Genomic DNA, 14,128 nt, shown 5'->3' with positions numbered 1-14,128 from the left:
GCCTTGAAATCAGGCGAATGGTTCTTTCGTTTCTTCATTCTGGATCACTTCTCTCATCATGCGATCCAACTTAACAACTGGTCCGAAATTCCGCGACCAACTCTCTAAATGATGGTTCGCCCAATTGCCCAAGAGCGCGGACCAGTTCCAATTTGAGAATTTCGAACGCACGGTCTGCACCTTTGGCCGCACCGGCTCCAACACCGTATGCCATGGCCCGACCCGTGAATGCGAAATCTGCACCAAGTGCTTTTGCGCGCATCAGGTCAGCGCCACGGCGGATACCACTGTCCAGTATTATCTTCATGCGATCACCCACGGCGGCGGCGATCGGTGGCAAGGCTTCTATCGTCGGTGGTCCGAACGCAACCTGGCGACCGCCGTGGTTCGACACGACGATGGCGTCGCAGCCGATCTCGGCACAGCGCAGCGCGTCGGCGGGGTGCAGGATACCCTTCACCAGTAGGCGACCTTTCCAACGTGCGCGCAAGCGCGCGAGGTCATCCCATGTAAAGCCCGGAGTAATCAGGGTTTTTTGCACATCGGCATAGGACGTGGCACCTTTCAGCAGATCGGCATAGTTTGCGATGTTGGGCTTGCCATGTTTCAGGCTCGTTAACGACCATGTCGGGTTGGCCATCAGTTGCAAGATCACTTCGGGGGTAAAGCGGAATGGCACGCTGAGTTGATTGCGGATGTCGCGGTCGCGCTTGCCTGCGGCTGGAACATCTGCGGTGACCATCAACACGTCATATTCAGCCGCCTCAGCGCGCGAGATCAACCCGTCGGTGACGGCTTTATCGCTAGAAACATAAAGCTGGAACCATCCATTTCCATCGGCCGCCTCTGCTAGCCCTTCAAGCGTGGTCGAGGCCGCCGAACTGGCCACATAAGGAATATTCTCACGCTTGCACAGCCGGGCCAACGTCAGGTCAGCATCGGGCCAAAAGGCGTTGAGCATGCCGATGGGCGCCATGCCAAAAGGTTGGCTGTAAGTATGCCCGAAAAGCGTAGCGCGAGTGTCGATTTCTGAAACGTCGACCATATATCGCGGTGTCATTTCCACTTCTTCAAAGGCCTCAATATTGCGCCGCATGTTGCGTTCGGATTCAGCCCCGCCATCGACAAGATCGAAGGCGAACCGGGGGATGCGGCGCTTGGCCATGGCCCGCAGGTCGTCGATGGAGGCGGCACGATCAAGGCGCATCAGAGTGACCACCCGCCGTCGATGGCGAAGGTTTGCCCGGTTGTGAACGCCGACAAGCTCCCCGCCAGATAGCAAACCATTTCGGCGATTTCTTCGGGCGTTCCAAGGCGGCCCATCGGCTGGCGTGCCCTGAAGTCGGCCAGCGCCTTGTCAAAGTTGCCAGTCGCCGCAAGCCGTTCTTTAAGCGATGGGCTTTCGACCGTGCCGGGGCAGATGGCGCTGCAGCGGATGCCGTCTTTCACGAAATCGGCAGCGATGGATTTGGTTAAACCGATGATCGCGGCCTTCGACGCGCCATAGGCAAAGCGGCGCGGCGCGCCTTTCAGGCTAGAGACAATGGATGCGATATTGATGATTGAACCGGATTTCCGCTCCAGCATCGAAGGCAGCACCGCCTTGGTCAATCTGAACATGGCCTTGGCGTTCAAATCGAAAGAGCGGTCCCAAGCCGCATCGTCACAATCGAGGATAGACCCGTCATGCACCCAGCCCGCGCAATTCACGAGGATGTCGATTGGCGGGCTGTTCCTGATCAACGCGGTCAGCGCCGCTGCATCCAGCACGTCAAGGGACAGTGCGGTGATGCGGTCTCTCCCGTCTGCAATGGCATGGACCGCGGCCCCGTCAATATCCGTTGCAATCACGCTGGCGCCCAGTCGGGCCAGCGCCTCCGCCGAGGCGCGACCGATACCGTTACCTGCGGCTGTCACAAGGGCGGTTTTTCCGTGAAGTGGGTGTTCCATAATGTCCTTTCAGCGGGCCAGCCAGCCGCCATCCACGGTTACGACGCTGCCATGGCAATAGGCCGCAGCGTCAGAGGCGAGGAAAACGGCGGCACCTGCAATCTCGTGGGGTTCGGCGAAACGTCCCGCGGGGATACGCTCCAAAAGTGTTCGCGACCGATCGGGGTCGTCGCGCAGCGCTTGGGTGTTGTCGGTTGCGGTGTAACCGGGCGCGATTGCATTCACGTTGACGCCGGACCCCGCCCATTCATTGCACAGCGCACGGGCGAGGCCGATCACGGCGTGCTTGCTGGCGGCATAGGCCGGCACCCGAAGCCCGCCCTGCGATCCCAAAACCGAAGCGACTATGACGATTTTGCCCGACCCTTGGGCGACCATCCGCGCCCCTGCCGCCTGCGACAGCAGCCAGACAGAGTCCAGATTCATCGACATTACGCGTTGCCAATCCGCCAACGGCATATCGACCGAGGGCTCGCGGTGGATGATGCCCGCATTGTTGACAAGAATATCCAGCCCGCCCAAAGCGTCCGTGGCAAAAGCGATCACCTCCTCCGCTGCGGCCTTGTCCATCCCCGCGAAATCAGATTTCACCGCAACCGCGTTACGGCCAAGCACTTTGATTTTCTTGAGGATATTTTCAGGCTGGTGGCTGCGGTAGGTCAGCGCCACATCGGCTCCCGCTTGGGCAAGGGCAAGGGCAATGCCCTCCCCTATGCCGGTCGCACCACCGGTGACCAACGCTTTGCGGCCTGTCAGATCAAACGGATTGCCCATCGTCAGTAACGGTTCGCGATGGGCAGTTCCTCGGCCGGGAACAGGCTGATAACCTCGCAGCCGGTTTCGGTTACCACGACCTCCTCCTCAATCCGGGCGGCGGAATAGCCATCGGTTGCTGGGCAATAAGTTTCCAGCGCAAAGACCATGCCCGTCTTAATTTCCATCGGATGGTCCATGCTGATGGCACGGCTGATGATGGGGCGTTCATGCAAGGCAAGGCCCAGACCATGGCCGAATTGCAGACCGAATGCTTGATCTTCATTCGCGAAGCCAAGGCTTTCTGCCGTTGGCCAAACTGCGGCCACCTTATCCGTGCTGACCCCCGGCCTGATCATAGCGATGGAGGCATCAATCCATTCGCGGGCCTTTGTATAGGCATCGGTCTGTGACGGAGTCGCCCGGCCCACGTTGAACGTGCGATAGTAGCAGGTGCGATAGCCCTGATAACTTTGCAATATGTCAAAGAACGCCTGATCACCGGGCCGGATAAGCCGGTCGGTAAAGTTATGCGGATGCGGGTTGCAGCGTTCGCCGGAAATGGCATTAATCGCCTCAACGTCATCCGACCCCATTTCATAAAGCATCTTATTGGACATGGCGACGATATCGTTTTCGCGGATGCCGGGCTTCAGCTCCTCATAGATCATGTGATAAACACCGTCGACCATCGCGGCGGCCTGCGTCAAAAGCTGGATCTCGTCCCAGTTCTTGATCTCGCGCGCGGCCAGCATGATCTGTTGACCATCCACAACGTTGATGCCTTCTTCGCGCAAAGCATGGAACATTGCCGTTTCGGCATAGTCCACCCCGACCGGCATATCCCCCATCCCCGCCTCGCGGATCAGGCCCGCGATTTGTTTAGCGTATTTCTGCATCAGGCCAAATTCCGGTGGGATCGTGCCGCGCATGCCGACAACGCCTGCAAGGCAATGGCTTGGCTCCAGCCAGTCGGCATGCCGTTTGTGGTGCATCGCCGCCGAGCCAAAATCCCAGACATAGGGGCTGTCATCGCCGGTCAGCAGGCAAAACCGGCACATCTTGTCGCGTTCCCACTCGCCTATTTTGGTGGCGGAGACATAGCGGATGTTGTTCACATCAAACAGCAACAGCGTACCTGCGTCAGACGCCTGCAAAGCTTGCCGGGTGCGTGCCAAGCGGTAGCGGCGCAAACGGTCATGGTCGATGCGGCGTTCAAAATCGACCGTCATGTGGCCCCATGCGGGAATGCGTTCGCGCCATTCCCAATTTGGTTCCAGATCTTGAGGTGTCAGCAGGTTGGGCATAAGGGCGCGAGACATGTGTTTCTCCTCCGGCTGCGGGGATGCCGCGCCGTTAATTGTTTTTATATCAAGTGGTTATGTGGTTATTGGATGCACCAGCCGCCGTCGATATGGACCATTTGGCCGGTCATATAGTCGCTGTCGTCACTGGCAAGGAAGGAGGCCGTGCCGACGATGTCCTTGGGATAGGACACCCGTTTGATTTGCAACGCATCGCGGACGATATCATCATAGGCTTGCCCTTCGCGCTGTTTGAATCCGATATCGACAAGATCTTTGTCGAGTTGTTCCCAAAGCGGGGTCACAACAACGCCGGGCGCATAGCCATTTACCGTGATGTTATGCTCTGACAGGCCCAAAGCGCCACAATGGGTCAAGGCCAAGACGCCGTATTTGGACGTGCAATAGACCGTGACATCCAGCAACGGCTTGCGCGACGCGATGGAGCCTACGTTGATGATTTTGTAGGGATGGTCCTCCATCGGGCCTTGGGCGATCATCTGGCGTGCGGTTTCCTGCATGCCCAACCACATCGCCTTGGTGTTGACGGTCATGATCATATCCCAGTTGTCTTCATCAATATCCATGAAGAACCGGGGTTTGTTCATGCCCGCATTGAAGACCCCCACATTGATCGACCCGAACGCCTTGACCGTTGCGGCAACTGCGGCGGCATTGTCCGCGCGTTTGGTAACATCCATCCGAACCGCGATGGCCTTGCCGTTTCCGGCGGCGTTAATCTGGTCGGCCATCTTTTGGGCTTCATCAAGATCAAGGTCGCCAAGACACACATTGGCACCCTGCGCGGCATATGCTTCGGCATTGGCGGCACCCATGCCGCGGGCGGCACCGGTGATCAGGATGTTTTTACCTTTCAGGCGATTGGGGTCCATTGTTGTTTCCTCCTCAGGTCACGTTCACTGGGTTTTTCGGATTAGCGCATCGGCCCTAGCCTGGGCTTGGAGCAAAGCGACGCGGGGTGTTGCGATTCCGCGCAGCATGTCGTGGAACTCTTCTCCGCAGATCTGGATGATGTCGCAGATCTCGGGGACGGGGGGGCGCGGCCAGAATTGCAACTCGTCGCGCCAAGACATCCCGTCTACCGCCTCAAAAATCGGTGAGATGCTGCGCACCTCCGGGTCCGAACTAACAGAATAGCGGGAATTGGTGCGGCTTCCGTTTTGCACATAAAGCTTCTGCGCTTCGGGTGACGTAAAGACGGTCAGCGCCTCTATCGCGGCAGGTATGCGATCGGGGGCCAAATTTGCTGGTATTCCCATGACATAGCCGCCAACAGGGGCAACCGGGCTTGCACCCGGACCGGCTGGGTGCGGCAGGTATCCGGTCTGCCCATAGGCGGGCGAGGTTTCGTCCAGTTCGAAATAGGGGGCCAGCAACGTGTAGCCATAGGCCATCGCGATGCTGCCACCTGCATAGGGGCGCACCCTTTCATACCACGACATCGACAGGATATCGGGCGGCGAATAATTTAGCAGTTCCATCAAAAACTCAGCGGCTTGCAGGCCCGCATCGGTATCAATGGTTGCGTGATAATTACCTTCTGCAAGGTGATCCGTATCAAAACCACCTGCAATCCTTGGCAGGTCTAGGATTGGTTGGCCAAAATCCGCCAATGTCATCAGAACGGTATGCCCAAGGGCTGTGCCGCGCGCGGCGTTCCATGCAATGCCAGACCGTCCCCTGCGCGGATCATGCAGCGTCTTTGCGGCAAGCAGCAAATCTTTGGTTGTGGCGGGAGGCTCTAACCCTGCTTCTGCGAACATGTCGCGGCGGTAGAACAACAGTTCTGGCGTCGTTTGCGCGGGCACACCATAAGCGCGACCGCCCCAGTGCCCAGCCTTCCAGCCTGCGGTGTGAAAATCGGCGGGGTCCAGCCGTGACAGGTCCATAACCTGCTCAAGGGGCATGAGGACCTCTTTTTCGGCAAACTCCCCGATCCAAGGCAGGTCCACCGCGATGATGTCATAGCGGCTGCGATCGCGCTGGGCGTTTCGCAACGCCTCCTCGCGCAGCCGGTCGATAGAGAAAGCGCGTTGGCTGATGTTCGTGCCGATAACCTGTTCGAACTGCCGCTTCAGATTGTCCATCACCATGAATGTTGGATCGCCGTGGACAAGAACCCGGATGCCGCCCGCCACTTTCAACGGTTCAGGCAGCACGCGCAGAGGTGGAATGGACTGTGCCGCCGCGTAACTGCCGCCGAAGTAGTAATCCTTTGTGACTTCAGGCTCGGACTGCCCGCCAAATTCTGCCGAGGCGATGCGGCGCAATCGTCCGGAAAGCTGCATCCACTGCGCAAGTAGCGTTTCGCTGGGATGCATGGAAAAACTTTTGCCCGTCCGGGTTCGGGGGCGCAATTCAATCAGTCCTTCATCGACCATTTCCTTCATGCGGCGGTTTGCCGTCGCATAAGGCACTCGACTTGCACCGATCAACGAGCTTGCAGTCACGATTTTGCCTTCGAAATTGCCGTGTAACAGGTGCAGTACCATCCGCAGGTGGGCGTTTGGCAGAACAAGGCCCAAGGCATCTTCCAGCTCGTCATTGAACACGTCCAGAAAAGACAGCATCTCCAGCGTCTCGGTCTGCGCCTGTGGCGAAACCGGGTTGGCTTGACTATATCTTACGACGGCGTTCATTTTGGAGCTGTGCCTTTTTGTTTGCGGACGCTTGGGTTGCCCCGAAGAATTATCCAAATTGGTCGAAATGCTGCTGCTCATGTGTCCCCTCCTGAAATTGTCCGGATCAGCCTTTGAAACATACACAAAAAAAGTCCATTATGGATAAAAAAATATCCATAATGGACACATTTGGTGCATTTCTGGTTAAGGTAAGACGCCAAAGTAGGGTTCATTCGTTCGGTAAGCCGAGTGATGCCCATGCGTCTGAAATGGGCGCATTTGATAAAAAAAGCGCACCGCTTTCAATCGGGAGGAGACCCACATGAAACTTCGCAACTTGCTTGCAGCATCGACCGCCGTTCTCGCCTTGGCCGGGACAGCATCAGCCGAAACGATGAAAATCGGTATCACGCAGAACAATGTCGGCGTTGATAGCTATCAGACGACTTACGAGAAGGCGTTTATCGCCGCCGCCGCAGCCAATGCCGATGTGGAAGCTGTGGTACTGGACGCAGGCGGCGATGTTGCGCGCCAGATTGCGCAGGTTGAAGACCTGATCCAGCAGGGCGTTGACGCCATCATCATTTGGCCAACGAATGGCGAGGCTGTGATCCCCGCCGTGCGCAAGGCACATCAGGCCGGCATCCCGGTCATCGTGACCAATTCGAACATTGCCGAAGCGGGGTTTGATTTCGTCAAGTCGTTCTCCGGCCCCGACAACGTCACCCAAGGCGCGCGCTCGGCCGAAATTATGTGCGAAAAGTTCACAGCCATGGGCGTGGAGAACGAGGCCAAAGTGGTCCACATCACCGGTCAGCCGGGCTATACCACGGCAATTGAGCGGGCCAAGGGGTTTGAAGATCGCCTGCCCGAAGTTTGCCCAAACGTGACCGTGGTTGATACCCAGCCCGGCGACTGGAACCGCGAAAAGTCGCAGCAGGTGATGGAGGCTTTCTTGGTCAAATATGATGACATTGATGGCGTCTATGCTGGTGACGACAACATGGGCGTGGGCGCGTTGAACGCCGCCAAAGCTGCGGGCCGCGAAGGGATTATCTTTGTGGGCGCCACGAACTTTGCAGTTGGCTATGAGGCGATGGCGGCGGGTGATTACTGGGGCTCCATCTATCAGTCACCGGTGGATGATGCAGAAGCGGCTTTGAAAACGGCAATTGATGTTCTGGGTGGCAAAGAAGTGCCGTTCCTGAACTACTTCGACACGCCGAAGATCACCCAAGACAACATGGGCGATTACACCAAACCAGTGTTTTAAGAGGCGTCTATCATGCGGGGTGCGCCAGGGCCGCACCCCGCATGTTCTTATTTCAATAAAGCTCTAAAACGGGGTGAAGTATGGGGCGGGTTTCTGACCGTGTCTGCATCGTGACGGGCGCAGCGCAAGGCATTGGGCGCGCCATTGGCGAGGCGCTGCTGGACGAGGGTGCACAGGTATGTTTCGCAGACATAAACGGCGCTAAAGTGGCCGAAGTCGTCGAAGCCAACCGTCGCCGTCTGAACGGCCGAAGCGACGCCGTCACCTCGGTGCAGGTTGATGTCACCAACCGTGAACAGGTGCGGGCCATGATTGCGCACACAGTTGAAACCTTTGGTCGTTTGGATGTGAAGTTCAACAATGCGGGTGTGAACAAGCCGATGAACTTTATGGACGTGACCGAAGATAACTGGAATTTCATTATGGGCGTGAACGGGCTGGGCTGCATGATCGGCATGCAGGAAGCGGCGCGCCAGATGATCGCGCAGGGCACGGGTGGCAAGATTATCAACACGGCCTCTATCGCCAGCCGACAAGGGTTTGGCAATGTTGCCCCCTATTGCGCATCAAAATTTGCAGTTGTGTCGTTGACGCAATCGGGTGCGCGCGATTTGGCCAAGCATGATATCACTGTCACGGGGTTCGCGCCGGGTGTGGTCGCCACCGAAATGTGGGATCAGGTCGATCAGGATCTGCTTGCGATCGGGGCATCCCAAAGACCCGGTCAGGCGATGGAGGAGTTTTCGGCCGAAATCCTGAAGGGCCGCGTGGCCAAGCCGCATGACATCACCGGAACAACGACATTTCTTGCGTCAAAGGACAGTGACTACATGACGGGTCAAATTGTGATGATCGACGGAGGCATGACCTTAGTTTGACGTCTTTTAGCACGAGGCGCACGCGCGAAAGTGCCACATACCGCCAGCGACCTTAGGGAGGGGATCATGGCCACAATGACCAAACAACAAATAGGCGGCATTCTGGCCAGACAAGGCATCCTGATTGCCTTTGCGGTTTTCATGATTGCTTTCACCTTTGCCAACCCCAAGTTTTTGTCTGTCGATAACGTTTTGAGCGTTGTTCGATCATCGGCCATTCTGGGGGTCATGGCGCTTGGTGTTACGTTCGTTGTCATTGGCGGCAACCTTGATCTTTCGGTCGGTTCCATGATGTCATTCTCGACCATCGTGGTGCTTGACCTGCACGACAGTATTGGCCCCTTCCTCGCCATTCCCGCAATGTTTGCCATGACACTTTGTCTGGGGGCGTTCATTGGCTTTCTGGTGGGATATTTGCGGCTTAATTCCCTGATTGTGACGCTTGGGATGCTGTCGGCGATCCATGGGCTAACGCTGACCTATTCTGGCGGCAAGAACATGGATATCGCTGATAAGGAGGGCACTTGGTTCAGCGTGTTCGGGCAGGGCACAGCCTTGGGTATTCCGGTGCCAATCCTTATGTTCATAGCGCTGGCAGCTTTCCTCGGGATCGTTCTTGCCAAAACAGCTTTTGGCCGCAAGGTTTATGCGGTGGGTGGAAATGGCACGGCGGCCACGTTTTCGGGCATCCGGCGGGCGCGGACGGTGTTTTTGTGCTATCTGTTGTCATCGGGATGTGTAGCGACGGCCGGGTTGATGCAGGCCAGCCGGTCCCTTGGGTCGCAAAACACCGTCGGGCAGGGGCTGGAACTGGGGGTTCTGGCAGCAGTCATTCTTGGCGGCGCATCACTTTTGGGCGGCTCCGGCACGATTTTCAAGACCGTCATCGGCGTGCTGATCCTTGGGTTCATCCAGAACGGCCTGTTGCTGATGGGGCTGCAATTCTACGTCCAGTTTGTGGTGACATGGGTCATCATCATTCTTGCGGTCTGGCTTGATATCGCGGCCAAGCGAGGCAAGCTTTGGTCACCATTGGCGTGAGGGAGGGGAATGCAAGTGAATAAATCTTCCAACGCATTGAAAAGCGGCGCTATTTGGGGCTTTATTGTCCTTGAATTGATCTTCTTTTCCATCGCCGGCGAATTCCTGTCGCTGTCTGACAAGGCGTTCATGGACACTGAAAACATGCTGTTGCTGCTTAAGCAATCAGCCCCCATCGGGATCATCGCGATGGGCATGACACTGGTGATGGTGAACGGCAACATCGACCTGTCGGTCGGTGCAACCTTTGCCATCGCGGCGATGATCTTGCTGGACAGCATGACATGGACGGTTTTTGCAGGCCTCGGCGATTGGGTTATCCCGGTCGCGTGGGTCCTTGCACTGGCGGTCGGCACTTTGCTGGGAGCGCTGAATGGGTTGATCGTTTGGAAAACTGGCGTTGATGCGTTCATTGTCACATTGGGGTCCATGCTGGGGTTCCGCGGCCTTGTCTTTATGGTCAACGGTGAAAACCCGACAAGCCATTTGAACTGGACGCTGGTGGACTTTGCCGAGGCCAAATTTTTGGGCTTTGCCACGGCAACTTGGTTCCTGCTGGCCGTGACGCTGGTGATTTGGTTTATCATGGCCAAAACGGTGCATGGCCGCAACGCCTATGCCATCGGCAACAACCGCGAGGCAGCCGTTAATGCGGGGATCCGCGTCGGCCCGCATATGGTGATCAACTTTGCAATCATCGGCTTTCTGGCGGCCTTGTCTGCGGTGGTGTTTTATTCTGAAAGCGGGTCAGTCAACCCCAACGACGGCCAGCTTTACGAGCTGTGGGTGATCACGGCGGTTGTGTTAGGCGGCACCAAAATCACGGGCGGCGCGGGCAGTGTTATCGGCACCTTGGGCGGTGTTATCGCCATCCAGCTTTTGCGCAAAGGGTTAGGCCATATTGGCGCGGACACCTCAACCGTGAACCTTGTCATCGGCTTGATCCTGATCGCGGTTTTGGTTCTGGATCGCCAGTTGAACGTCAGGGGAAAAGAGGAGTTGAAGGTATGACCGACCCGGTTCTGCGCCTTGAAAACATTGTTAAAACCTTTCCCGGCGTGCGCGCCTTGGATGGGGTGTCTTTTTCTGTCATGCCGGGCGAAGTCCATGCCCTGATGGGCGAGAATGGCGCTGGGAAATCTACCTCAATGAAGGTGCTTGGCGGGATCTATCAACCTGACAGTGGCGACATCTTTATGGGTGAAAAGAAGGTTACCATGTCTGGCCCGCTGGAGGCCAAAAGCATGGGGATCGTTTTCATTCACCAAGAACTTAGCCTTGCTGAAGAGTTGAGCGTGGCTGAAAACATCTATTTGGGTGAATTGCCGCGCAAAAGTTTTGGACGCGTGGATTGGGCCAGATTGGCGGACCAGACCAATGCAATTCTGAAAAAACTGAACGTCAGTTTCGATGCCAAGACCCGCGTGGGCGACCTTTCAATCGCAAACCAGCAGATGGTCGAAATCGCCCGCGCCCTGACCGTGGATGCCAAGGCAGTGATTTTTGACGAACCCACCGCATCCCTGACGGACGCGGAAAAGGTGGTTCTGTTCGATGTCATCGCCGACCTTAAGGCGGATGGTGTGGGGATCATCTATATCTCGCACCGCATGGAAGAAATCTTCAAGATCACGGACCGCATCTCAATTCTGCGGGATGGGCAGTATCAGGGCACGGTTGTGACCGCTGACACGAATGAGGAAGCCGTCACTCAGATGATGATTGGGCGCGCGCTTGATCTTAGTCGCAACGCCACCCATCATGATTTGGGGGATGTCGCACTGGAGGTGCGCGGCCTAAGCTGTGGAAAGCTATACCAAGACGTTAGTTTCGAAGTGCGCCGTGGCGAGGTTGTGGGGTTTTACGGGCTTATCGGCGCTGGGCGGACAGAGATTGCGGAAACACTATTCGGCCTGCGCGACCCGTCTTCTGGCCAAATCTTGTTGGACGGCCAAGAGGTGCGCCTTCATTCTCCCGCAGATGCCATAGCGCGCGGCATCAGCCTTGTGCCCGAGGACCGCAAAGGCCAAGGTCTTATTTTGGGGATGAGTTGCCGCGATAACATGACATTGCCGCAGGTTGATACCTTGAAGGCAGGCCCTTTTGTCGCCGAACGGGCAGAAATTGATATTTTTGATCAGTATCGCGCGCGCCTTGATATTCGAACGCCAAGTTGGAAAACGCAGGCAGGCAATCTTTCCGGCGGCAATCAGCAAAAGATCGTCATCGGCAAATGGCTGTCGATGCAACCCAAAGTGCTGATTGTCGACGAGCCGACTCGGGGCATCGACGTGGGCAGCAAGTCTGAGATTCACAAGCTTTTGCGTGAACTTGCGGCGCAAGGCTATGCGGTGATGATTATCAGCTCTGAGATGCCCGAGGTGCTGCATGTATCTGATAGGATCGTCGCCATGTATTCGGGCCGTATTATGCGCACCTTCACCTCTGACGAGGTGACAGAAGACAACCTGATTCAAGCCATATCCGGGATTAAATCCGGCCAAGCGGCCTGAACCATCCTAGCTATTGGGGGTGAAAAACGATGTGCCGATGATCCGGATGGCGGAATAAAATCCGGGGCGATTGCCTTATGGACGCTAATTTTATTGAGAAGGAAAGCCAATGAAACTGTTGCGTTACGGCGCGCCTGGGGCCGAGAAGCCGGGTCTTCTTGATGCCGATGGACGTGTCCGCGATCTGTCTGCGCTCGTTCCCGACATTGCTGGCAAGACACTGTTGCCAGATGGACTTCAGGCGTTGCAAAATCTTGACGTTGCATCGTTGCCGCTCGTCGACGGCATGCCGCAACAAGATCTGCGGCTGGGCGCCTGTGTAGGGGACATTGGAAAATTTATCTGCATCGGGCTGAATTATGCCGATCATGCCGCAGAGGCTGGGATGCCCATCCCGCCAGAGCCGATTATTTTCAACAAATGGACATCTGCAATCTGCGGGCCGAATGATCCAATCCAGATCCCTCGCGGTTCGGTCAGGACCGATTGGGAAGTTGAACTTGGCGTCGTGATCGGCAAGCCCGGCGTTTATATTGACGAGGCCGATGCGATGGATCACGTTGCAGGGTTCTGCGTGATCAATGACGTGTCAGAACGTGAGTTCCAACTTGATCGCGCAGGCACTTGGGACAAGGGCAAGGGCTGCGATACCTTCGGCCCAATGGGACCTTGGCTTGTCACACCGGACGAGGTGGACGACCTGAACAGTCTTGGTATGTGGCTGGATGTTGATGGCGAACGGATGCAGTCCGGCAATACCGCAACTTTGATTTTCAAGGTGCCGCACCTAATCGCTTATTGCAGTCGGTTCATGAGCTTACAGCCGGGAGATGTGATCTCTACGGGAACGCCACCGGGTGTTGGCATGGGGAAGAAACCCCCGCGGTATCTGAAAGGCGGAGAGAGAGTTACGCTGGGCATCGCGGGACTTGGGCAACAAGCTTCAAAGGTTGTCCCATAGTCACCTTTGATTATGGATTTCGCTTCAGTTTGGGTGGCGCGGAACGTGTCAACGACTTTGAGACAGTGGCTTTTGGACTTTAGGCTTGTGTTTCTTCCGTTTGCTTTGGTGGGTTGATCCAGACGGCGGTCTGGACTTTTGGCGGTTTTGGTGGTTTGTGTACAAAGCGTTCTGGGTTGGTCATGTAGGCTGCATCCAGCTTGGCTTTTCGCGCAGCATAGACCGTTTCTGCCTGTCCAAAGTGGATCTGGTTAGGCGTCATCAAACCTATGCCTGCGTGATGATGATCTTGATTGTACCAAGCAAAGAATTGGCGGCAAAACGCGCGGGCTTTTTCTATGGTTGCAAAGTTTTTAGGGAATTTGGGCTGATATTTCAAAGTTTTGAAATGGGCCTCCGAGAACGGGTTGTCGTTTGATGTATGAGGACGGCTGTGGGATTTGAGCACACCCAGCTCAACCAACATTAGCGCTGTCGTTATGTTATGGCCTTCATCCACTGCCCGGCAGTGCATGTTTACATGCGCGAGTATCCGTATTGGTCAAGCTGGGTTTTGCGTCCATTTTCTCTGGTCCCGAAGCAGTGCGTTGGCCATGACAATCAGTTTTCGCATGACGGCTGTGATGGCCAGTTTTTTGCATTTCCCGGTCGAGATCAGCTGCTCGTATTTTGCCTTCATGTCTGGATTGAAGCGTGTTGCAACAACCGCTGGCAAATAGACCGCGTGCCTGACACTGGCGCGCCCGCCTTGGATGCGTTCCTTGCCTTGCCACTTTCCCGATTGCCTCGATATGGGTGCAAGACCCGCCAACG

The 14,128-nt window shown here is 56.3% G+C and carries 13 protein-coding genes and 1 pseudogene; 6 read left to right on the top strand and 8 right to left on the bottom strand.

Annotation, left to right across the window (positions count from 1 at the left end):
- Positions 1 to 70: 70 nt before the first annotated feature.
- The 6 genes from BMY36_RS17725 to BMY36_RS17700 all read right to left on the bottom strand — a co-directional run bounded on the left by BMY36_RS17725 (position 71) and on the right by BMY36_RS17700 (position 6,667).
- The gene (locus tag BMY36_RS17725; RefSeq protein ID WP_231579793.1) at positions 71 to 1,165 is read right to left on the bottom strand and encodes an alpha-hydroxy acid oxidase; all 1,095 of its coding nucleotides are present in this window, start codon (positions 1,163 to 1,165) and stop codon (positions 71 to 73) included.
- Between the two features lie 41 nt (positions 1,166 to 1,206).
- A complete protein-coding gene (locus tag BMY36_RS17720; RefSeq protein ID WP_050521241.1) occupies positions 1,207 to 1,950 on the bottom strand; it encodes an SDR family oxidoreductase in 744 nt (247 codons plus the stop codon).
- Between the two features lie 9 nt (positions 1,951 to 1,959).
- Positions 1,960 to 2,724: an SDR family oxidoreductase gene (locus BMY36_RS17715; RefSeq protein ID WP_050521240.1), complete on the bottom strand. Its 765-nt coding sequence runs from the start codon at positions 2,722 to 2,724 to the stop codon at positions 1,960 to 1,962.
- A 2-nt stretch (positions 2,725 to 2,726) separates the two neighbouring features.
- On the bottom strand, positions 2,727 to 4,025 hold the full coding sequence (locus BMY36_RS17710) for a M24 family metallopeptidase (protein ID WP_050521239.1): 1,299 nt from the start codon (positions 4,023 to 4,025) through the stop codon (positions 2,727 to 2,729).
- A gap of 65 nt (positions 4,026 to 4,090) precedes the next feature.
- On the bottom strand, positions 4,091 to 4,900 hold the full coding sequence (locus tag BMY36_RS17705; protein WP_050521238.1) for an SDR family NAD(P)-dependent oxidoreductase: 810 nt from the start codon (positions 4,898 to 4,900) through the stop codon (positions 4,091 to 4,093).
- 24 nt (positions 4,901 to 4,924) lie between these two features.
- Entirely contained in the window at positions 4,925 to 6,667 is a 1,743-nt protein-coding gene (locus tag BMY36_RS17700; RefSeq protein ID WP_082224961.1) for an ABC transporter substrate-binding protein, read from the bottom strand.
- A gap of 304 nt (positions 6,668 to 6,971) precedes the next feature.
- Between BMY36_RS17700 and BMY36_RS17695 the strand changes: the two genes are divergently transcribed.
- From BMY36_RS17695 to BMY36_RS17670, 6 genes are all read left to right on the top strand, one after another.
- Positions 6,972 to 7,922, top strand: coding sequence for a sugar ABC transporter substrate-binding protein (locus tag BMY36_RS17695; protein WP_050521237.1), 951 nt, complete (start codon positions 6,972 to 6,974; stop codon positions 7,920 to 7,922).
- Between the two features lie 80 nt (positions 7,923 to 8,002).
- The gene (locus BMY36_RS17690; protein WP_050521236.1) at positions 8,003 to 8,800 is read left to right on the top strand and encodes an SDR family NAD(P)-dependent oxidoreductase; all 798 of its coding nucleotides are present in this window, start codon (positions 8,003 to 8,005) and stop codon (positions 8,798 to 8,800) included.
- Positions 8,801 to 8,866: 66 nt separating this feature from the next.
- A complete protein-coding gene (locus BMY36_RS17685) occupies positions 8,867 to 9,841 on the top strand; it encodes an ABC transporter permease (protein ID WP_050521235.1) in 975 nt (324 codons plus the stop codon).
- 9 nt (positions 9,842 to 9,850) lie between these two features.
- Positions 9,851 to 10,852 (top strand): ABC transporter permease, encoded by a 1,002-nt coding sequence (locus BMY36_RS17680; protein WP_050521234.1) that lies wholly within the window; start codon positions 9,851 to 9,853, stop codon positions 10,850 to 10,852.
- Positions 10,849 to 12,354, top strand: a complete 1,506-nt coding sequence (locus BMY36_RS17675; protein ID WP_050521233.1) for a sugar ABC transporter ATP-binding protein — start codon at positions 10,849 to 10,851, stop codon at positions 12,352 to 12,354. Before BMY36_RS17680 ends, BMY36_RS17675 begins: the two co-directional genes overlap by 4 nt.
- 109 nt (positions 12,355 to 12,463) lie before the next feature.
- Entirely contained in the window at positions 12,464 to 13,315 is an 852-nt protein-coding gene (locus BMY36_RS17670; RefSeq protein ID WP_050521232.1) for a fumarylacetoacetate hydrolase family protein, read from the top strand.
- Positions 13,316 to 13,394: 79 nt separating this feature from the next.
- On the opposite strand, the pseudogene BMY36_RS17665 reads toward BMY36_RS17670, so the two are convergent.
- Positions 13,395 to 13,790: pseudogene (locus tag BMY36_RS17665) on the bottom strand (integrase core domain-containing protein); the annotation flags it as partial.
- A gap of 66 nt (positions 13,791 to 13,856) precedes the next feature.
- Positions 13,857 to 14,128: transposase (locus BMY36_RS17660; RefSeq protein ID WP_139194130.1), on the bottom strand; the 272-nt coding region annotated here is incomplete at its 5' end.

Source organism: Pseudorhodobacter antarcticus (genome assembly GCF_900110135.1).
Classification (GTDB): domain Bacteria; phylum Pseudomonadota; class Alphaproteobacteria; order Rhodobacterales; family Rhodobacteraceae; genus Pseudorhodobacter; species Pseudorhodobacter antarcticus.
The sequence above is the reverse complement of the archived record's forward strand: the minus strand, read 5'-3'. Positions and strand labels throughout refer to the sequence as shown.